The organism is Alicyclobacillus mali NBRC 102425 (genome assembly GCF_001570745.1).
GTDB lineage: Bacteria > Bacillota > Bacilli > Alicyclobacillales > Alicyclobacillaceae > Alicyclobacillus > Alicyclobacillus mali.
Genome location: NZ_BCSG01000016.1, coordinates 38,633 through 55,922, shown reverse-complemented (window position 1 = coordinate 55,922; position 17,290 = coordinate 38,633). Strand labels below are relative to the sequence as shown.

Sequence of the window (17,290 nt, the reverse complement as noted above, 5' to 3'; positions counted from 1 at the left end):
CGAAAACAACGTGATGAAGGTGCTGAAGCGGATCAAGAGCGCCGTGGCGCAGGAAGAGGTGAAGACATGCTGAGGCGACTACATAAGCAAAAATAAAACATATATAAACAGATAAAAAACAACAAAAACAATTGATAAATGCGGTCCGCGTGTACTAAAATAGGGCCTAGAAAGCGATTTCAACTGAGGTGAGGGGTTCGATTTGCTGGAATTACGTGGTATATCAAAAGCGTTTGCCGCTACCAAGGTGCTCGATGATGTCTCCTTTGTTGCCTATCCAGGAGAGGTACACGCTCTGGTTGGACAAAACGGAGCCGGGAAGAGCACGCTCATGAAAATTCTTTCCGGAGCTTACACGGCTGATGAGGGTTTAATACTCATTGATGGGCGCGAGGTTGCAATATTGAACCCGCGCGACTCGGAGAGGGTTGGTATAGGAATTGTATACCAAGAGTTGAGTCTATTCCCCCACCTAACGGTCGCCCAAAATATTCTGTTTGGTGTTGAACCGAGTTCTCGGTTGGGGTTTTTAGATGACCGTCGGACAGTGAAAGAGGCGGAGGCGGAACTCAAAAGGCTTGGAGTACAGATTAATCCTCGGATACGTGTTGACAGATTAAATGTAAGTAAACAGCAAGTTTGTGAAATTGCTAAGGTTATGCATAGGAATCCTAGAATAATTATCTTGGACGAACCAACCGCATCGCTTACGCTGTCAGAAACCCAGGCTCTGTTTCGGGTGATTAAGGCAATGAAAGAAGATGGACTTACCATCATATTTATCAGCCATCACATGGAGGAGATTTTTGAGATAGCAGACCGATGCACGGTTCTTCGTGACGGGAAGGTGGTATATACAGGCCTGGTGAGTGAACTGGATGAACGCCGTCTTGCAGAACTCATGGTTGGCCACACAATTGGGGAGTTTTATCCCGTAAGATCAAACAAACCCAGGAAAGAAGTTGCTCTGAAGCTCGTCGATTTTGGTGGACGAAGTGTTGGGCCGATTTCTCTAGAAGTCCGTTATGGAGAGATTGTTGGCATTTCGGGACTGGTTGGGTCCGGGAGGTCAGAGCTACTTCGGATGATATTTGGAGCTGACAAAAGCGAGTACGGAGAGATGTACGTCGACGGGCAGCGTGTCCGCATTCGTTCACCTAGAGACGGAATACGCCTTGGGTTGGCTCTTGTGACGGAAGACAGGCGCGTGGATGGCTTGAACCTCCAAATGTCGGTAAAATTTAATCTCAATCTTCCGAGTCTCCTTCTTGGTAGTACGAGTTCGTTCGTCGGAATTGTGGATGATAACGCCGAACGAAGCGTTGCTGAACAAATGTCCGAGGTTACCAAGGTAAGGTGTGTATCTATCAATCAGCGTGTCTGGACGTTGAGTGGAGGCAATCAGCAAAAAGTAGCCATTGCAAAATGGATACCTACGAATGCTAGGATATTTCTTCTTGACGAGCCAACCAAGGGTATAGACGTTGTGTCGAAATCCGAGATCTATAGAACGATTAATAAACTCGCTGATGAAGGTAATGCAGTGATTGTCGTATCGTCGTATAATCCAGAGCTTATTGGTTTATGCGACCGAATTGTTACCATGGCACATGGGAAGATTACACGAGAATTTGCGAAGGGTGTTACCGAAGCGGAGTTGTTATTGGCCCAAGGGCAATGAGTAAGTACATCTCGGAGTTATAGAGGTGATAAAACGTGGGACACTTGGTATCTGCATCTACTACTGAGAATAAGATGGGCTCTACACGCTTCAGGATGTCGTTGCGGAGCGCGCTAAATGCCTCGCTTGTCTTCGGGGGATTAATCGCATTAGTAGTTGTTTTCTCAGTTCTATCGAAGTCGTTCCTCACTTTTTCTAATATATTTCAAATACTTCAACAAGTGGCGGTTGTGGGAATACTCTCGATAGGCCAAGCTTTTGTCATTATCACAGCCGGCATTGACATGTCGCAAGGCTCTGTAATCGATTTGGTGGGGATTATGACCGGCTTGCTTCTTGAACATCATTACCCTATATGGATATCGATGGTTGCAGGTCTATTAATTGGGGCAGCGACCGGTTTCGTAAACGGTCTGTTGATTACGCTTGCAAAGATCCCTCCTTTTATCGCTACATTAGGAACAATGAGTATAGATGCTGGAATTGCCCTAATCATTCCAAATGGTCAGCCGGTATTTGGCATACCTCAATCCGTTTACAACTTTGGTAATGGTGGGGTTTTGAAAATTGTGCCGAACATTGCTCTGTTGATGATTGTTCTTGCGATCGCTTTTCATTTCGTCTTAAGCAAGACGAAGTTCGGTAGATGTACCTACGCTGTCGGTAGTAATCCGCTTGCTGCTAGACTTTCGGGTATGCAAGTAAATCGCCATATCATCTTCGTTTACATTTTGAGTGGTGTATTGTCCGCGGTTGGTGGCATCGTCATGTTAGCATGGGTAAACTCCGCAATGCCGGATATGGGAACTAACTATCAATTGAATTCGATTGCTGCTGTCGTAATTGGGGGAGCTAGCCTTTTTGGTGGCGAAGGGACCGTTTGGGGGAGCATGATAGGTGCCCTATTGATGGCTGTACTTGCGAATGGATCACAATTGGTGGGCATCTCGTCTTATTGGCAGAGCGTCCTGCTAGGCATCGTTGTAGTCTTGGCTGTCTTCATTGATGGATTCAGGCGGAGGTCGGCTGGTATGAACGCCTAACCCCGCTTGATCAATAAAAGAGTTGTGAAGAGGGGCGATGAGATGATGAGAAAAACAAAATCAACACTGCACAAAAAAGGATGCTTGAGTGGCGCTGTAGGTGTAGCAGCAATGTTAGCGGTGGGCTGTGGCACCGATGTATCTCACACTGCAACGAATGTGCCAAATGTCCCTGTAGCAGCTTCGACTAAGCACTACACTTTCGAATTAATTACGAAATCCAACGATTCGCCGTACTGGCTGGCTGTGAAACAGGGAGCAGACGACGCAGCGAAGAAATACGGGGTCACGGTAACCTTTGAGGCGCCCGCCACTGAAACAGATTTAACAACACAGTTGTCGATGTTCAACAACGCGGTCACTGCACATGTCGATGGCGTTATTCTGGCAGCTCAAAATCCGTCAGCCCTTGTCGGGCCGGTTGAACATGCTGAGAAAGAAGGCATACCAGTAGTCACCGTAGACTCTGGTGTTAGCCCTAACGTTTCTGACTGTTTCCTGGCGACTAACAATATTTCTGCAGCAGAAGCACTTGCTGAGTACGCCGCTCAGAAGGTACATGGCAAAGGACAGTATGCGATTATCGATTTTAATCAAGAGTCTAGTACCGGCATACAGCGTCCTGAGGGATGGCAATTGGGTATGAAAAAATACCCCGGGATCAAATATGTCGGTATGCAGCTGGGCAACAACAGTATCACGACCTCTGAAGCAGAAGCAGAGACGTTTTTACACGCTCATCCGAACATTAACCTAATGTTCGGGGCAAATGATAGGTCTGTCCTTGGCATTGCGAATGCAGTACAAGCGATGGGGCTGAAAGGTAAGGTGTTCGTAGCTGGATTTGACGCCGACATGGGGGAAGTCGGTGACATTAAATCAGGATTAATCAATGCTGCAATTCTTCAGTATCCGTACGAAATGGGATACGAAGCTGTGGAAGAACTTGTAGCAATTAAGCACGGGCAACATGTTCCCAAGCAGATTGATACTCCTTATATGCTCGTTACCACTCAAAATGTAAATACTCCGGCAGCTATTAAGGCAATCAGTCAGTATATCCCGGGGTATAAGGGTTGAGCATCCGTGTGGGCACAGGTATTCGTCCTGTGCCCACAACAGGGAGGGTTCAGAATGGAATATAACTTGAAGATCGGTATACGACCAGTTGTCGATGGTCGCTTCGGAGGTATTAGGGAATCTCTTGAGACCATTACTTTGCAAATGGCTCGTCGTGTAGCAGAACTACTCCAGACGTATGTACGGAAGCCAGATGGTAACGCCGTAGAATGCCTCGTTCCTGAATTTTGCATTGGCGGAGCTGCTGAAGCTATACGCGCCGACAAGTGGTTTGCTTCTGAGGGTGTAGCTGCTGTAATCACGGTGACTCCATCTTGGTGTTATCCGCTGGAGACAATTTTTAGAGATAGAACAGTTCCGCAAGCAATATGGGGCTTTAATGGTACAGAGCGCCCTGGAGCTGTTTACTTATCCGCCGCAGTTTCTGCACTGTCGACACTAGGTATTCCGGTCTTCGCAATATACGGATCGGATGTGCAAGATGTGAATGATGTGACTATACCGAACGACGTACAGAAAAAGCTAATCCAATTTGCTAAGGCCGCAATATCCGTGGTGGCTATGAAGGACAGGTCATACCTGTCCGTCGGATATGTATCAATGGGTATCGCGGGATGCCTAATCGATGAGTCCTTCTTCAGCGATTATTTAGGCATGAGAGTCGAGTATGTGGATATGACGGAGTTTGTGAGACGAATCGAACGGGGGATTTTCGATCCCGATGAGTTCAAGAGAGCACTAAGGTGGGTACAGAAATATTGCAAGGAGGGAGAGGACCGGAATCCGCCCGCGGAGCGACGTAGTAAAGCTCAGAAGGACAGGGACTGGGAGTTTGTTGTGAAAATGGCCCTCATCATGAGGGATTTGATAGAAGGTAACGATAAACTCAAACAACTGGGCTACCCAGAAGAGTCGTTCGGTCATGCGGCTATCGCGGCGGGGTTTCAGGGGCAAAGGTCTTGGAGTGACCACTTTCCGATTAGTGATTTTATGGAAAGTATCCTATGTTCGTCCTTTGACTGGAATGGACCCAGACGTCCTTACATTGTCGCGACGGAGAATGATTCGTTAAATGCGATATCCATGCTGTTCGGACATTTACTCACTGGAACTGCTCAAATATTTGCAGATGTTCGAACATACTGGAGTCCACAAAGTATTCATAGGGTAACGGGATGGAAGCCTACCGGCTTATCGGAAAATGGATTTTTACATCTGATTAATTCCGGGCCAGCTGCGCTGGACGGCACTGGCGCTGCGACTCGAGATGGTAACCCGTTCATAAAGCCGTTTTGGGAGATGACGGTGCAGGACATCGAATCCTGCCTAGAGTCTGTGACGTGGTGCCCCGCCTATGACTATTTCAAGAATGGTGGATTTTCTTGCAGGTATGTAACAAAAGGTGGGATGCCGGTAACCATCATACGGCTCAATAAAGTTCGTGGAGTAGGCCCCGTGCTTCAATTAGCAGAGGGTTACACAATTGATCTCCCGCCGGAGGTAAGCCGAGTTATAGACGAACGAACCAATCCGACGTGGCCAAGCACTTGGTTTGTTCCGAGGTTAACTGGAAGAGGTGCATTCGAGTCGGTATATACAGTTATGGACAACTGGGGAAGCAATCATTGCGCGATTTGCTATGGCCATATCGGGCCGGAACTCATCACCTTAGCGTCGATGTTGAGAATTCCAGTGCCCATGCACAACGTCGAGAGTTCGAGAATTTTCCGGCCGAGAGTTTGGACACAGTTTGGTCATGACGACAGCGTCGGGGCTGACTTCCGGGCCTGTGCTGCATTTGGTCCGCTGTACGCGTGAGGAAGCCGCCTGAACGGAACAAGGGGTATGGAAGACTATGGACTACAACGTGGTTGCGGTTGATCTGGGGGCCACGAGTGGCAGAGTTTATCGGGTTAGCTTTAACGGTAGGAACCTGTATCTATCTGAGATTTATCGTTTTTCCAATGGACCAGTTGTGACAAGCAGCTCGGTGGCGTGGAACTTGAATTGGATTATCGATTCCACCTTACTGGGGCTAAGGAAGGCACTTGACATACCAAATGTGATATCAGTGGCTATCGATAGTTGGGGAGTCGACTTTGGCGTATTTACAGTTGGCGGTGAATTTTCGGGGGTGGTTTCTTGCTATAGGGACCCCAAAAACGAAGAATACGCACAGCATATTCGAAGGAAAGTGCCAGAGTTTGTGGTCTATAAAAGAACAGGAGTGCCCATTAATGGGATTAATACTTCGACGCAACTTGTGAGAATGCTTCATAATGATGAGGAGATTGAGGGCAGAATCCTTTTTATCGCTGGTATAGTAGCAAACAAGCTGTGCGGAAGTTGGGCAGCCGAACGTTCGATTGTGAGCACTACTCAACTTTACAATCAGCATAGTGGCGAGTGGGACGAAGCCTTGGTGAGCGAGTTGGGCATCGGAAATTTGATATTACCGGACATCGTAACGCCCGGCTCTGTCTTAGGTGAACTAACTATACCCGAGCAGCAAACTGGTATTAAAGTGATTTCGGGGCTCGAACATGATACGCAAGCGGCGACGTTCTGTTTGGGGCCTGTGTGCCAGGAACTATTCATTTGTTCAGGAACTTGGTCGATCGTGGGAACGACCCTGAGTCGGCCTGTACTTTCTGAAGCAGCAATGAACACCAAGTGGTCGAACGAAAGCGGGTTTTGGGGAACTGATTTCTTGAAAAATCTCCCCGGGATGTGGATTATGGAACGGCTGTTTTCAGAGATGTCGATAACCCGCGCAACGGTGGATGGCATCATACAGAAGGCAGCTCTGTCCGATAAATTTAAGTTTCTCTTTGACATTACAGATCCCTGTTTCTTTTCACCAAGTAGCATGATATCTGCACTGCGGCAGCATGCGAGAGAACTGGGGCTAGCGCTTCCTGATGAACTACCTGTTTTGTACAGATCATTTTTAGAATCCCTAGTGATGGCCTATAAGGACACTATTAATGAGCTGGTGGGACTTACAGGGGTAACGCCGAAATGTATAAGACTTATGGGTGGGGGGGCAAGGAATCGACTGTTAGCACAGATGATCGCGGATGCGACCGGATTCCTCGTGGTCAGGGGCCCGGTTGAGGCGAGCGTTGTGGGAAATGCACTGGTTCAGATGGTTGCGAATGGGCTACTCGATGTATCAGACGTTCGGGCGCTCGCATCCAGTGTTGAAGAATTGGAGGTTGTCGAGCCATCTCTTCTAGAAACGCAGATTTGGGAAGACATTTACGCTCGATATAAGTCAAATAGACGTCGAATCGAGGGGTATCATGGCTGACAAGAATATGGATACTTTGTGTACGGCACTCAGAGCTCTAGCGAATAGCGGATTTGTGCACGGGCCGGGAGGCAATGCAAGTATTCGACTTGACCGCGAAACCATGGCCATAACCGCATCAGGATCTTCGTTCGGCTCCTTGGTGCCGGATGATTTCGTAAAGGTGAACCTTGAAACAGGCGAGTACGGTCTAAGTGCAGTGTCCCGTCCCAGTTCCGAAACCTCAATGCATATAGCGATTTATAGGACGAACCCAGAAATAAATGTTGTTCTACACACACACCCTACGTACTGTATCGCTCTGTCCACGGTAGGTGATCGGTTGCCCATTTTGTTTCCGGACCAAGCTGCATTGGTGGGTAAGACGGAACTGCTTCGATACATGTTGCCGACAACAGAACAGTTTGGAGAAGCGGTTGCATCGGCACTTGTGAAGTCCAATGGCTGTTCATTGATTCTGCAAAACCATGGTCTAGTGGTGACAGGAAGCACTGTACTACAGGCGTATTACCGAACGCAAATCATAGAGCAGGCATGTAAAATTTATTTAACCGCGCTCGCTACTCACACGAAGGTGCATGAGTTATCTGAGGAAGAAATTTTGGAAGTACGAAATTTGGAAGTCGAGAGATATAGGAACCAAAGATTGGCCCAGTAAAACTGTTTTGAAGCGAGGTATGACATGTGCTAAAAGGTGTCCCAGCAGCATTGACGTCAGAAATAGTTTATGTGCTCCATTGCATGGGGCACGGGGATGAGTTGGTGATATGTGACGCCAATTTCCCGGCACATACTAGGGGGTCCAAGGTAATCGATACGGGACACGCATCTGTTCCTAAACTTTTAGGCTATATACTAAAGATTTTTCCGCTGGACGATTATAGCCCCATCAACAGTGCAGTGATGAGGAAGGAGGACAGGGATGGTCAGCTCCCTACCCCGGTGCGTGAGATGATTATCTCTCTATTGGGAGAATACTACCAGGGTGAGCCGCGAATTGAAGAGCTGCCGCGAGACGCATTCTATGAAAGATCAGGAAAAGCTTATGCAATTATTCGAACCGCCGACACCGGCTTGTATGCCAACGTAATTATCAAAAAGGGAGTCCTCATTGAGGTATAAGCAGAGGAAGTGACCGTGCCAATGCTCCCAGCTGAAAGACAGCGAGCGATTCTCCAACACCTGAACGAACGCGGTAGTATCCGCGTCAAAGAGCTCAGCCGCATGTTCTCCGTGACCGAGGAGACCGTGCGGCGAGACCTGCACATTCTCGAGATGGAGGGCAAACTGCGCCGCAGTCACGGCGGCGCAGTTCGCGTTGACGACGACACGCCTGCAGAGACTTCGTACCTGGTGCGCGAGTCGGAGCATGTGCCGGAGAAGATGGCCATCGCGAGAATCGCTCTCACATATGTGGAACCGGGCGACAGCATTATCCTGGACGCCAGCAGCACGGCGCTGCACGTGGCCAATGCGCTGCCCAACGTGCCACTCACGGTGCTGACGAATTCATTGAAAATCGCATTGGAACTCGCCTCGAAGGACAAAATCGAAGTGATTTCCACGGGTGGAATTCTCCGTGCGAGCTCGTTGTCGTATGTGGGGCCGATGGCGGAAGAAACCATTGAGCGGTTTCACGTGAATAAGGCGTTCCTGTCCTGCAAAGGGGTGCACGTCGATCACGGATTCACCGAGTCCAACGCGCTCCAGGCCCGGGTCAAGCGAAAAATGGCCGAGATTGCGGACACCTTGATTCTGCTCGCCGATCACAGCAAGATCCAGGTGCGCGACTTCACCAAGGTCGGCGATGTGGACGAGATCGACGTGCTCATCACGGATGTCGACACGTCGGACGAGGACGTGCGGCGGTTTGAAGCGGTGGGTGTAAAGGTCGTGAGGGCGGAAAAAGACTGAGGCAACGGCGTCCCGCGTACGGGTGGTACGAGGGACGCCCTTTTTGCGCGCGTGACGAGCCAGGCGTGCGGCACGCCCATCACGGGCCGTCTGCGCTGTCCTGCAGCAAAAAGCATATCACGCGGGCGGGGCCGTGCACGCCGATGGTTTGATCGTTCTCGATGTCGGACGAGCGGCTCGGGCCGCTGATGAAGTGCACATAAGCGGGGAGGTGCCCGATTGGCGCGACTTCTCGCAGGCGGGCCATGGCGTCGCCGAGGCTCTGCACTACCTGGCTCTCCCGCATCACCACGAGGTGCACGAGCGGGACCTGGTGCACGGTGCGGCCTGCGGCGTCGCCACATGCCAGCACGATGGTTCCCGTATCCGCGACGCCGAAGCTCGCGCCCGTGATGCCAACGTCGATGTCCAGCACCGGCTGCTCGCCAAAGCGCCGCGCCCCCCATTTCTCCAGGACCTTTTCCACGTTCACGGGCCAAGGGGCGTGTTTGCCCCAGGCGCCGACGGATGGGGGGTTGAGCGCTTTGAGTGCTTCGTCGAGCGCCGCGAGCAGGGCCGCCTCACTATCGCACCGCACGATCTCGCCCGCAAGCGCCTGGAACCGGGCGCAGAACGTCGCCACGCGCTCCTCGTGGCTCGTCCTACGATGCGCCCAGAAGTCCGGCACGCCAATGGCGTCGCGGCGGCCGGGTGCCGACCCGGGGGGTCTTCCGAGCCGCGACGCAATGTTCGCCAAAAACGCCGTCTTATCCACGCCTCGTACCTCGCTTCCTCTCCATCCACCACTCGCGAAACGTCTGCTGGCCGAGCGCGGGGAAATCGCGCCGATCCGTCCAGCCCGCGAGCGGGCCAATCTTCGCGCGAATGACGCCGCCCTTCGCGAAACCACCCTGCAGGCGCCTCGCAAGGCGGATGGCACCGAGATAGCGCCGATGATCCGCAAACGTGACGCGGTACGCCGCGAATGCCGCCTTTTCGCCCGTTTTGCCGCCGGTCTTGGCGACGAACTGCTGGCGCTCCTTGACGAGCATGTCGTGAAGGGGGATCTTGACCGGGCACGCCTCATAGCAGGCGCCGCACAGGCTCGAGGCGTACGGCAGGTCCTGATATGCCTCTCCGCCTTCGAGCAGCGGGGAGAGCACGGCGCCAATGGGCCCGGGATAGACCGATCCGTACGCGTGGCCGCCAATCTGTCGATAGACCGGGCAGACGTTCAGGCAAGCCCCGCAGCGGATGCAGTGGAGCACCGCTTGAAAGTCGGGATCGCCAAGTTGGCGCGAGCGGCCGTTGTCGAGGATGACCACGTGCATCTCTTCGGGGCCGTCGCCATCGCCCGCGCGGCGCGGGCCGGTGATGAGCGATAGGTAGGTGATGGTGTTCTGCCCGGTCGCGCTCTTCGGCAAGAGGTGCGCGAACACCTCGAGATCGGCGAGTGTCGGGAGGATGCGCTCCATGCCCATGAAGACGATGTGCGTCTTCGGCAGGTTGGCGACGAGATCGGCGTTGCCCTCGTTGGTGAACAGGGCAATCGAGCCTGTGTCGGCGATGGCGAAGTTGCAGCCGGTGATGCCAATGTCGGCCGTGAGGTACATCTCGCGCAGGCGGCGGCGGGCGAACGCGACGAGATCGCGCGTCTCCGTGGTGAGGTTCTCGCCGCCGTCGGCCTCGAACAGCGCCTTGATCTGCTCGCGGGTCTTGTGAATGGCCGGAATGATGATGTGCGACGGGGTTTCGCCCGCGAGCTGCACGATGTATTCGCCGAGATCGGTTTCCACCACTTCGACGCCGAGCTCTTCGAGGTGATGGTTCAGATGAATCTCCTCGGTCACCATCGACTTCGACTTGACCACGCGGCGCGCGGCCTTGGTGTGCACGATATCTGTCACCACGTCCAGCGCCTCGCGCGCGTCGGCGCAGAAGTGGACGTGGGCGCCGAGCCGCTCGAGGTTGTCCGCGAATTGCGCGAGGTAGAAATCGAGATGTTCGATGGTGTGCCGGCGAATGGCCTCGCCGCGATCCCGCCAGGCTTCCCAGTGGCCGAAGTCTTCGGTCACGGCCTGCTTGCGGTTGCGCAGCCGGTCGGTCGTGAAGTGAACGGCGCCGCGCAGGAAGTCGTCGCCGAGGGCGACTTTGGCGCGGTCTCGAACCGATGACTTGGTGTTCATGCGGTCACCTCCTCGGTCAGACCTGCGGCTTCCGCCAAAAGCTCGGCGAGATGCATGACGCGAACGCGGGCGCCGCGGCGGGAGAGGGTGCCGCCGATGTTCATGAGGCAGCCCATGTCGGTGGATACGAGCACCTCGGCGCCGCTCGCGACGACGTTCTCCGCCTTCTCTGCTGCCATGGAGCTTGAAATTTCGCTCATTTTTACCGAAAACGTGCCGCCGAAGCCGCAGCAGTCGCGGGCGTAGGGAAGATCGACGAGCTCCAGATCCCGCACGTGGCGCAGGAGTTCGAGGGGTTCGTCGCGGACGCCGAGGAGGCGGGAACCGTGACACGAGGGATGGAACGTGACGCGATGCGGGAAGCGGCCGCCGAAGTCGACCTTTTCCAGGCGGCGGACGAGAAACTGCGAGAGTTCATAGGTCTTGTCCGCGAGGCGTTGTGCTGCCTGAGCCAAGGCCGGATCGCCCGCGAAGAGGCTTGGGTAGTAGTGCCGAATCATGCCGACGCACGATCCCGACGGGCTCACGACCGCGTCGGCGTCGGCAAACGCCTCGAGCAGCGTGCGCGCGACGTGGCGGGCCTCGTCGGCGTAGCCGCTGTTGAAGGCAGGCTGGCCGCAGCAGGTCTGGCCGATGGGGAAATCGACCTCGCAGCCGCTCGCCTCGAGGAGGCGCGTGGTGGCGATGCCGACGCGCGGGAAAGCGGCGTCGACGATGCAGGTGACAAACAGGCTGACTTTCATGGCGCAGACCTCCATGACCGCGACCGGAGGAGATGGGTCACTGTGCATAAGTTCATGTCTTCAGTGTAACGCTTACAGGGGCGGCGCGCACCGATGGCCGCGGCAAATTTCGTCGCACCGTCGATTATAGCAAAATAAACAGAAATAAATAAACGAAAAGAAATAGAAAGTCACATTTCGGAGTCTTCCCGGGATTTCCAACTTCATCGATGTATATGCGCTGCCATCGATCGGAGACATTACGGTCCAGATTGGGGGTGAGACCTGTGACCGTCGCGCAGCAGGTGAAGACGACGCTCGCGAACCTGAAGAGCGCGCAGGCGAACCTCGAATCGTTTGCGCTCGCGACCGACAATCAGCAGGCCAAGCAGTTGTACACACAAGCGGCTCAGCAGACACAGCAGGTGGTGCAGCAACTGCAGGCTCGGGTCGCCGAGATGGAGCAAGAGGAGCCTCAGTACAAGGGGTTCTAATCCTCGCTGGCGCCAGGGAGCGTGCTCCCTGGCTCGCTTCACGTCGGTGGAGGTGAGCGGGTGGCGGAATGGCTGACCATCGTGATCCGATCGCTCATCGCGTTTGCTGCGATGTTTCTGTTTGCGAAGCTCATCGGCAAGCGACAGCTTTCGCAGATCACGTTCTTTGAGTACATCGTCGGGATCGCCATCGGCGATATGGCGGCCATCATCCCGGATCAGTTGCAGGCGCCTCTGTATCATGGGTTGTTGCCCATGGCCGTGTACACGGCGCTGCCGATTTTGCTCAGCTTCATCGCGCTCAAAAGCAAAAAGGCGCGCGACATCCTCGAGGGCAAGGCGCGGGTGCTCATTCAGAACGGGAAGATCCTCGAGGACAACCTGCGCAAGGAACGCATGTCGACGGACGAACTGTTGGAGCATCTGCGGGCCAAGAACGTATTCCAGGTGGCCGACGTGGAGTTCGCCATCATGGAGTCGAACGGTTCGGTCAACGTCATGTTGAAGCCGGAGGCGGAGCCGGTGACGCCGAAGCGCCTCGGGCTCAAGGTGCCGGCCGAGTCGCAGCCTCAGGTCGTGATCATGGACGGGAAGATCATGGACGAAGGGCTCGCCACCATCGGTTTCAACCGCAGATGGCTGAAAGGAGAATTGGACAAGCTCGGCGTGGCGGTGGAGAACGTGTATCTGGCGCAGGTGAACGCGGCCGGAGAATTGTACGTGGATCTGTACGACGACCGGATTCAGGTGCCCGAACCGAAGGCACGCGAGCTGACGCACATCCTGCTGAAGAAGGCGCAAGCGGATCTGGAACTGTACGCGCTTGCCACGGAGGATGAGGGGGCCAAGCGGGACTATGCCGCCATGGCGAAACGAATAGAGTCCGTGCTGAACCAGACGGAGCCGTACTTGCGGCATTAGGGAGGGACGCGGGATGCCGAAGGCACAGCTGAAGAAGGCGACGCCCGTGATGCAGGCGTATCAGGCGTTCGCGTCGGCGCGTGAACCGGCTCGCCCCATGGCGAGAAACCTCGCTATCGCGTTTGTCGCAGGCGGGTTGGTCTGTGTGCTGGGCCAAGCGGTGAGCGATTTTTTCGTACACGTGTGCGGCTTCAGCCGCAAAGACGCGGGCAATCCGACCGTCGCGGTGCTCATCGCGCTCACCTGTCTGCTCACGGGGCTCGGCGTGTTCGACAAAATCGCGCGGTTCACAGGCGCGGGCACGGCCATCCCGGTGACGGGGTTTGCCAACGCGATGGCCTCGGCTGCCCTCGAATCGAGGAGCGAGGGATGGGTGCTCGGCGTGGGGGCCAACATGTTCAAGCTGGCCGGGGCCGTGATCGTCTGGGGCGTCGTGGCGGCCTTTTTCATCGGACTGCTTCACACGCTCGTTGCGCCAGGGAGGTAGAGCATGCTCAGGGGACATCAGAGCTGGGAGTTTGAGCACCGACCGATGCTCCTGTCGACGGCGGCCATTGGCGGGCCGACAGAAGCGAAGGGGCCGCTCGCCGACGACTTCGATCTGCTGCACGCGGACATCCGCATGGAACAGAAGAGCTGGGAGCAGGCCGAGCGCACGCTCTTGGACGAGGCGTGTCAGAAGGCCATCGAGAAGGCGGGCCTCACGAAAGACGCCATCTCGTTTTTCATCGCGGGCGACTTGATGAATCAGATCATCTCGTCCTCGTTCGCCGCGCGGACGCTCGCCATGCCCTATCTCGGGATCTTTGGCGCGTGTTCCACGTCCATGGAGGGTCTCGCCCTCGCGTCGCTGCTCGTGAACACCGGCTCCGCCCGCTACGTTCTCGCGGCCACCGTCAGCCACAACGCCGCCGCGGAGAAGCACTACCGGTATCCGACCGAGTACGGCGCGCAGAAGCCCCCCACCGCGCAGTGGACGGTGACGGCCGGGGCGGCCGCCATCGTCGCGCCGAACGACGGGAAGGGTGAACATCCGGTCGTCACGCGGGCCACCGTCGGCCGGGTCGTGGACATGGGCCTGTCGGACCCCTTCAACATGGGCGCCGCCATGGCCCCTGCTGCGCTCGACACGCTTGTCAGCCACTTCCGGGACTTCGATTTGCCGCACGATTACTACGATCTCGTCCTCACAGGCGATCTCGGCCGCGTCGGCTCCCGCATCCTCCGCGACCTCATGGTGGAGCACCGCGTGAACATCCCGCAGGATCGGTACCACGACGCGGGCGTTCTCATCTACGGCGACTTGCCGGAGGTGCTGGCGGGAGGCAGCGGGTGCGGGTGCTCGGCGTCCGTCGCGTACGGCCACGTGCAGCGCAGACTCCGGCAAGGCGAACTGCGCCGCGTGCTGGTAGTGGCAACCGGGGCGCTCTTATCCCCCATCTCGTATCAGCAGAAGGAGACCATTCCGTGCATCGCGCACGCCGTCGCCATGGAGTGGCCGAGCGCGGCTTGTGAAGCAGGGGGGAGTACGCCATGACCTACCTGTGGGCGTTCCTCGTCGGCGGCGCCATCTGTCTCCTCGGCCAGTTGCTGATGGACGCCTTTCGCCTTCAGCCCGCGCAGGTGGTCTCCATCCTTGTGGTGGCTGGCGCCGTGCTCGGCGGACTCGGCCTGTACGATCCCGTCGTGCGCTTCGCGGGCGCGGGCGCGACGGTGCCCATCACCTCGTTTGGTAACGCGCTCGTCCAGGGTGCCATCGCCGAGGGCAAGGCGCACGGGCTTGTCGGCGTCATCACGGGCATCTTCGAGCTCACGAGCGCGGGCATTTCCTCGGCCATCGTGTTTGCCTTCCTGACGGCGGTCTTCTTCCGGCCCAAGGGATGATCGCGCTCCGTGTCGAATCCCGTCGATCACGCCTCTTTGGTGCGGCGCAAGTGCATCGGCAAATTTCCATGAAACACAACGCCCAGTTGCATCGTCACCTAGATATAATCGAAACGGGGAATTTCGACACGGATTGCGCCGACGGGAGGAGTTACAGACAATGCCAAAGCCGATGGGCGGGCATGGCCGGTACATGCCAGGACTGGACGGATTGCGAGCGCTTGCGGTGCTCGCCGTGATCGCGTATCACGTCAATTGGGGCGGAGCTCCCGGAGGACTGCTCGGCGTTCAGGTCTTCTTCGTGCTCTCCGGCTATCTGATCACAGATCTCCTCGTGTCGGAGTGGCGTGACACCGGCCGCATTGATTTCAAGCAGTTTTGGCTGCGGCGCGCGAGGCGGCTCTTACCCGCGCTCGTGGTGATGCTCGTCGCCGTCATGATCTGGGTATACCTGGCGGATCGCGCGCAATTTGTGCAGTTTTTTCAGGACGCCGTGGCGTCGTTCTTCTACGTGAGCAATTGGTGGTTCATCTTTCACAAGGTCTCCTACTTCCAAAGTTTTGGGCGACAGACGCCGCTCGGGCATCTCTGGTCGCTTGCCGTGGAGGAGCAGTTCTACCTCATCTGGCCGCTCCTGCTCCTGTTCGCGCTCAAGCTTTTGAAGCGGCGCGGGCGGATCCTCGCCTTCACCGGCGGGCTTGCCCTCGCCTCGGCGGTATGGATGGCGGTGCTGTATCAACCGGGCATGGACCCGACGCGCGTCTACGATGGAACGGACACGCGCGCGTTCGGATTGCTCATCGGCGCAATGCTCGCGTTCGTGTGGCCGTCGAGCGCGTTCAATCGCCCGCTCGCGCCTCGGCGCCGCCTGCTTCTCGATCTCGTCGGCCTCTTGAGTCTCTTGTCGATCCTCTGGATGATCTGGCAGACGAACGAGTACGAGCCGTTCTTGTATCGCGGCGGCCTGGTGATTCTCTCGATCGCCACCGCAGGGTTGGTAGCCTGTCTGGCGCATCCCAGCACGCTGCTCGGCCGCGCCTTCGGATCCCAGCCGTGGCGCTGGATTGGCGTGCGATCGTATGGCATTTACCTTTGGCACTTTCCCATCATCGCCCTGACGACGCCGCTCATCGACGCGAACGACTTCAGCCTGATTCGCGCGGCGTGGCAGGTGGCGCTGGCGGTGGTGATTGCAGCACTTTCCTGGCGGATCGTCGAAGAGCCCATTCGGCGCCTGGGCAAGCGCCGGCGCGCGGAGAGCAGCGCCGTTCGAGATGTGTACCGCACGAGACGCGTTCGCAGCGGGCGGCGCCGCATGATGTATGGAACGGGCGTCGTGGCCGGGATCGCGATTCTGTTCTGCGCAGGCATGACGGCGTATCCTGTGGTGGCCTCGCTTGGCAAGGTGCACGCGAAACCGGTGACTGCGGCCGGATCGAGCCAAACCCCCTCGGCGCGTGACGCGCATGCGGCCCCGGGTGGTGGAGAGACTAGGAACGGTTCGCCAACCGGGCCTCATCCAACCCAGGCATCCGCCACGCCACGGACCGGGGCTGTGCGCACGATTGCGGACCCCAAGCCGAAGAAGGCGTCAGGTGTCGGCGTGACGGCGATTGGGGACTCGGTCATGATCGACGTGGAGGCGGATCTGGAGAAGCTCCTGCCCGGCATTGTGTGCGACGGGCAGGTCGGGCGCCAGATGTATCAGGCGCCGCAGGTGGTTCAGGCCCTGAAGGCGAAAGGAGAATTGGGCCACATCGTCATCCTCGAACTCGGCACCAATGGGCCCTTCAGCAAACAACAGCTCGTCTCCCTGCTCCAATCGCTCGGGCCTGTCCAGAAAATTATCCTGGTCAACACGCGCGTGCCGCGCCCGTGGCAGAACGCGGTCAATCAGACGCTTGCTCAGGTTGCCGCGAGCTATCCGCATGTGGTGCTCGTCAACTGGTATCAAGCGAGCGCCGGGCATCCGGAATATTTTTGGCCGGACGGTGTTCACCTGAATCCGACCGGTGCGATGGTGTACGCCAAGCTGGTGGCGCAGGCGGTGGAGCAATGACGCGGAGACGTTGG

At 56.1% G+C, this 17,290-nt stretch carries 17 protein-coding genes; 14 read left to right on the top strand and 3 right to left on the bottom strand.

The features are described 5' to 3' along the window. The first annotated feature begins 202 nt into the window (after window positions 1-202). The 8 genes from AMA01_RS06470 to AMA01_RS06440 are packed head-to-tail and all read left to right on the top strand — an operon-like array spanning window position 203 to window position 9,031. Window positions 203-1,681: a sugar ABC transporter ATP-binding protein gene (locus AMA01_RS06470; protein ID WP_067849108.1), complete on the top strand. Its 1,479-nt coding sequence runs from the start codon at window positions 203-205 to the stop codon at window positions 1,679-1,681. Window positions 1,682-1,716: 35 nt separating this feature from the next. Further along, window positions 1,717-2,724, top strand: a complete 1,008-nt coding sequence (locus AMA01_RS06465; RefSeq protein ID WP_067849105.1) for an ABC transporter permease — start codon at window positions 1,717-1,719, stop codon at window positions 2,722-2,724. Window positions 2,725-2,766: 42 nt separating this feature from the next. Continuing rightward, a complete protein-coding gene (locus AMA01_RS06460; protein ID WP_231862847.1) occupies window positions 2,767-3,804 on the top strand; it encodes a sugar ABC transporter substrate-binding protein in 1,038 nt (345 codons plus the stop codon). A gap of 54 nt (window positions 3,805-3,858) precedes the next feature. Beyond that, window positions 3,859-5,622: an L-fucose isomerase gene (locus AMA01_RS06455; RefSeq protein ID WP_067849102.1), complete on the top strand. Its 1,764-nt coding sequence runs from the start codon at window positions 3,859-3,861 to the stop codon at window positions 5,620-5,622. A 37-nt stretch (window positions 5,623-5,659) separates the two neighbouring features. Beyond that, window positions 5,660-7,117 (top strand): rhamnulokinase, encoded by a 1,458-nt coding sequence (locus AMA01_RS06450; RefSeq protein WP_082744030.1) that lies wholly within the window; start codon window positions 5,660-5,662, stop codon window positions 7,115-7,117. After that, on the top strand, window positions 7,110-7,775 hold the full coding sequence (locus tag AMA01_RS14260) for a class II aldolase/adducin family protein (RefSeq protein ID WP_082744028.1): 666 nt from the start codon (window positions 7,110-7,112) through the stop codon (window positions 7,773-7,775). Before AMA01_RS06450 ends, AMA01_RS14260 begins: the two co-directional genes overlap by 8 nt. 26 nt (window positions 7,776-7,801) lie before the next feature. Then, window positions 7,802-8,239 carry an RbsD/FucU family protein gene (locus AMA01_RS14255; protein ID WP_067849095.1) on the top strand — a complete coding sequence of 146 codons (438 nt, stop codon included), beginning with the start codon at window positions 7,802-7,804 and terminating at the stop codon, window positions 8,237-8,239. A 21-nt stretch (window positions 8,240-8,260) separates the two neighbouring features. After that, on the top strand, window positions 8,261-9,031 hold the full coding sequence (locus AMA01_RS06440) for a DeoR/GlpR family DNA-binding transcription regulator (RefSeq protein ID WP_067849092.1): 771 nt from the start codon (window positions 8,261-8,263) through the stop codon (window positions 9,029-9,031). A 79-nt stretch (window positions 9,032-9,110) separates the two neighbouring features. On the opposite strand, the gene AMA01_RS06435 is transcribed toward AMA01_RS06440, so the two are convergent. The 3 genes from AMA01_RS06435 to AMA01_RS06425 are packed head-to-tail and all read right to left on the bottom strand — an operon-like array spanning window position 9,111 to window position 11,939. Beyond that, entirely contained in the window at window positions 9,111-9,785 is a 675-nt protein-coding gene (locus AMA01_RS06435) for a LutC/YkgG family protein (RefSeq protein WP_067849090.1), read from the bottom strand. After that, window positions 9,778-11,196, bottom strand: a complete 1,419-nt coding sequence (locus tag AMA01_RS06430) for a LutB/LldF family L-lactate oxidation iron-sulfur protein (RefSeq protein WP_067849087.1) — start codon at window positions 11,194-11,196, stop codon at window positions 9,778-9,780. The genes AMA01_RS06435 and AMA01_RS06430 overlap by 8 nt, the downstream gene beginning before the upstream one ends. After that, a complete protein-coding gene (locus AMA01_RS06425) occupies window positions 11,193-11,939 on the bottom strand; it encodes a (Fe-S)-binding protein (RefSeq protein WP_067849085.1) in 747 nt (248 codons plus the stop codon). Before AMA01_RS06425 ends, AMA01_RS06430 begins: the two co-directional genes overlap by 4 nt. A gap of 266 nt (window positions 11,940-12,205) precedes the next feature. Between AMA01_RS06425 and AMA01_RS06420 the strand changes: the two genes are divergently transcribed. The 6 genes from AMA01_RS06420 to AMA01_RS06395 all read left to right on the top strand — a co-directional run bounded on the left by AMA01_RS06420 (window position 12,206) and on the right by AMA01_RS06395 (window position 17,276). Beyond that, on the top strand, window positions 12,206-12,412 hold the full coding sequence (locus tag AMA01_RS06420) for a DUF1657 domain-containing protein (protein ID WP_067849081.1): 207 nt from the start codon (window positions 12,206-12,208) through the stop codon (window positions 12,410-12,412). A gap of 60 nt (window positions 12,413-12,472) precedes the next feature. After that, window positions 12,473-13,333, top strand: a complete 861-nt coding sequence (locus AMA01_RS06415) for a DUF421 domain-containing protein (RefSeq protein ID WP_067849078.1) — start codon at window positions 12,473-12,475, stop codon at window positions 13,331-13,333. A gap of 13 nt (window positions 13,334-13,346) precedes the next feature. Beyond that, entirely contained in the window at window positions 13,347-13,820 is a 474-nt protein-coding gene (gene spoVAC, locus AMA01_RS06410) for a stage V sporulation protein AC (RefSeq protein WP_067849075.1), read from the top strand. Window positions 13,821-13,823: 3 nt separating this feature from the next. Beyond that, a complete protein-coding gene (gene spoVAD, locus AMA01_RS06405; RefSeq protein ID WP_067849072.1) occupies window positions 13,824-14,870 on the top strand; it encodes a stage V sporulation protein AD in 1,047 nt (348 codons plus the stop codon). After that, on the top strand, window positions 14,867-15,217 hold the full coding sequence (gene spoVAE / locus AMA01_RS06400) for a stage V sporulation protein AE (protein WP_067849069.1): 351 nt from the start codon (window positions 14,867-14,869) through the stop codon (window positions 15,215-15,217). The genes spoVAD and spoVAE overlap by 4 nt, the downstream gene beginning before the upstream one ends. Window positions 15,218-15,377: 160 nt before the next feature. Beyond that, entirely contained in the window at window positions 15,378-17,276 is a 1,899-nt protein-coding gene (locus AMA01_RS06395; protein WP_067849066.1) for an acyltransferase family protein, read from the top strand. The last annotated feature ends 14 nt before the right edge of the window (window positions 17,277-17,290 follow it).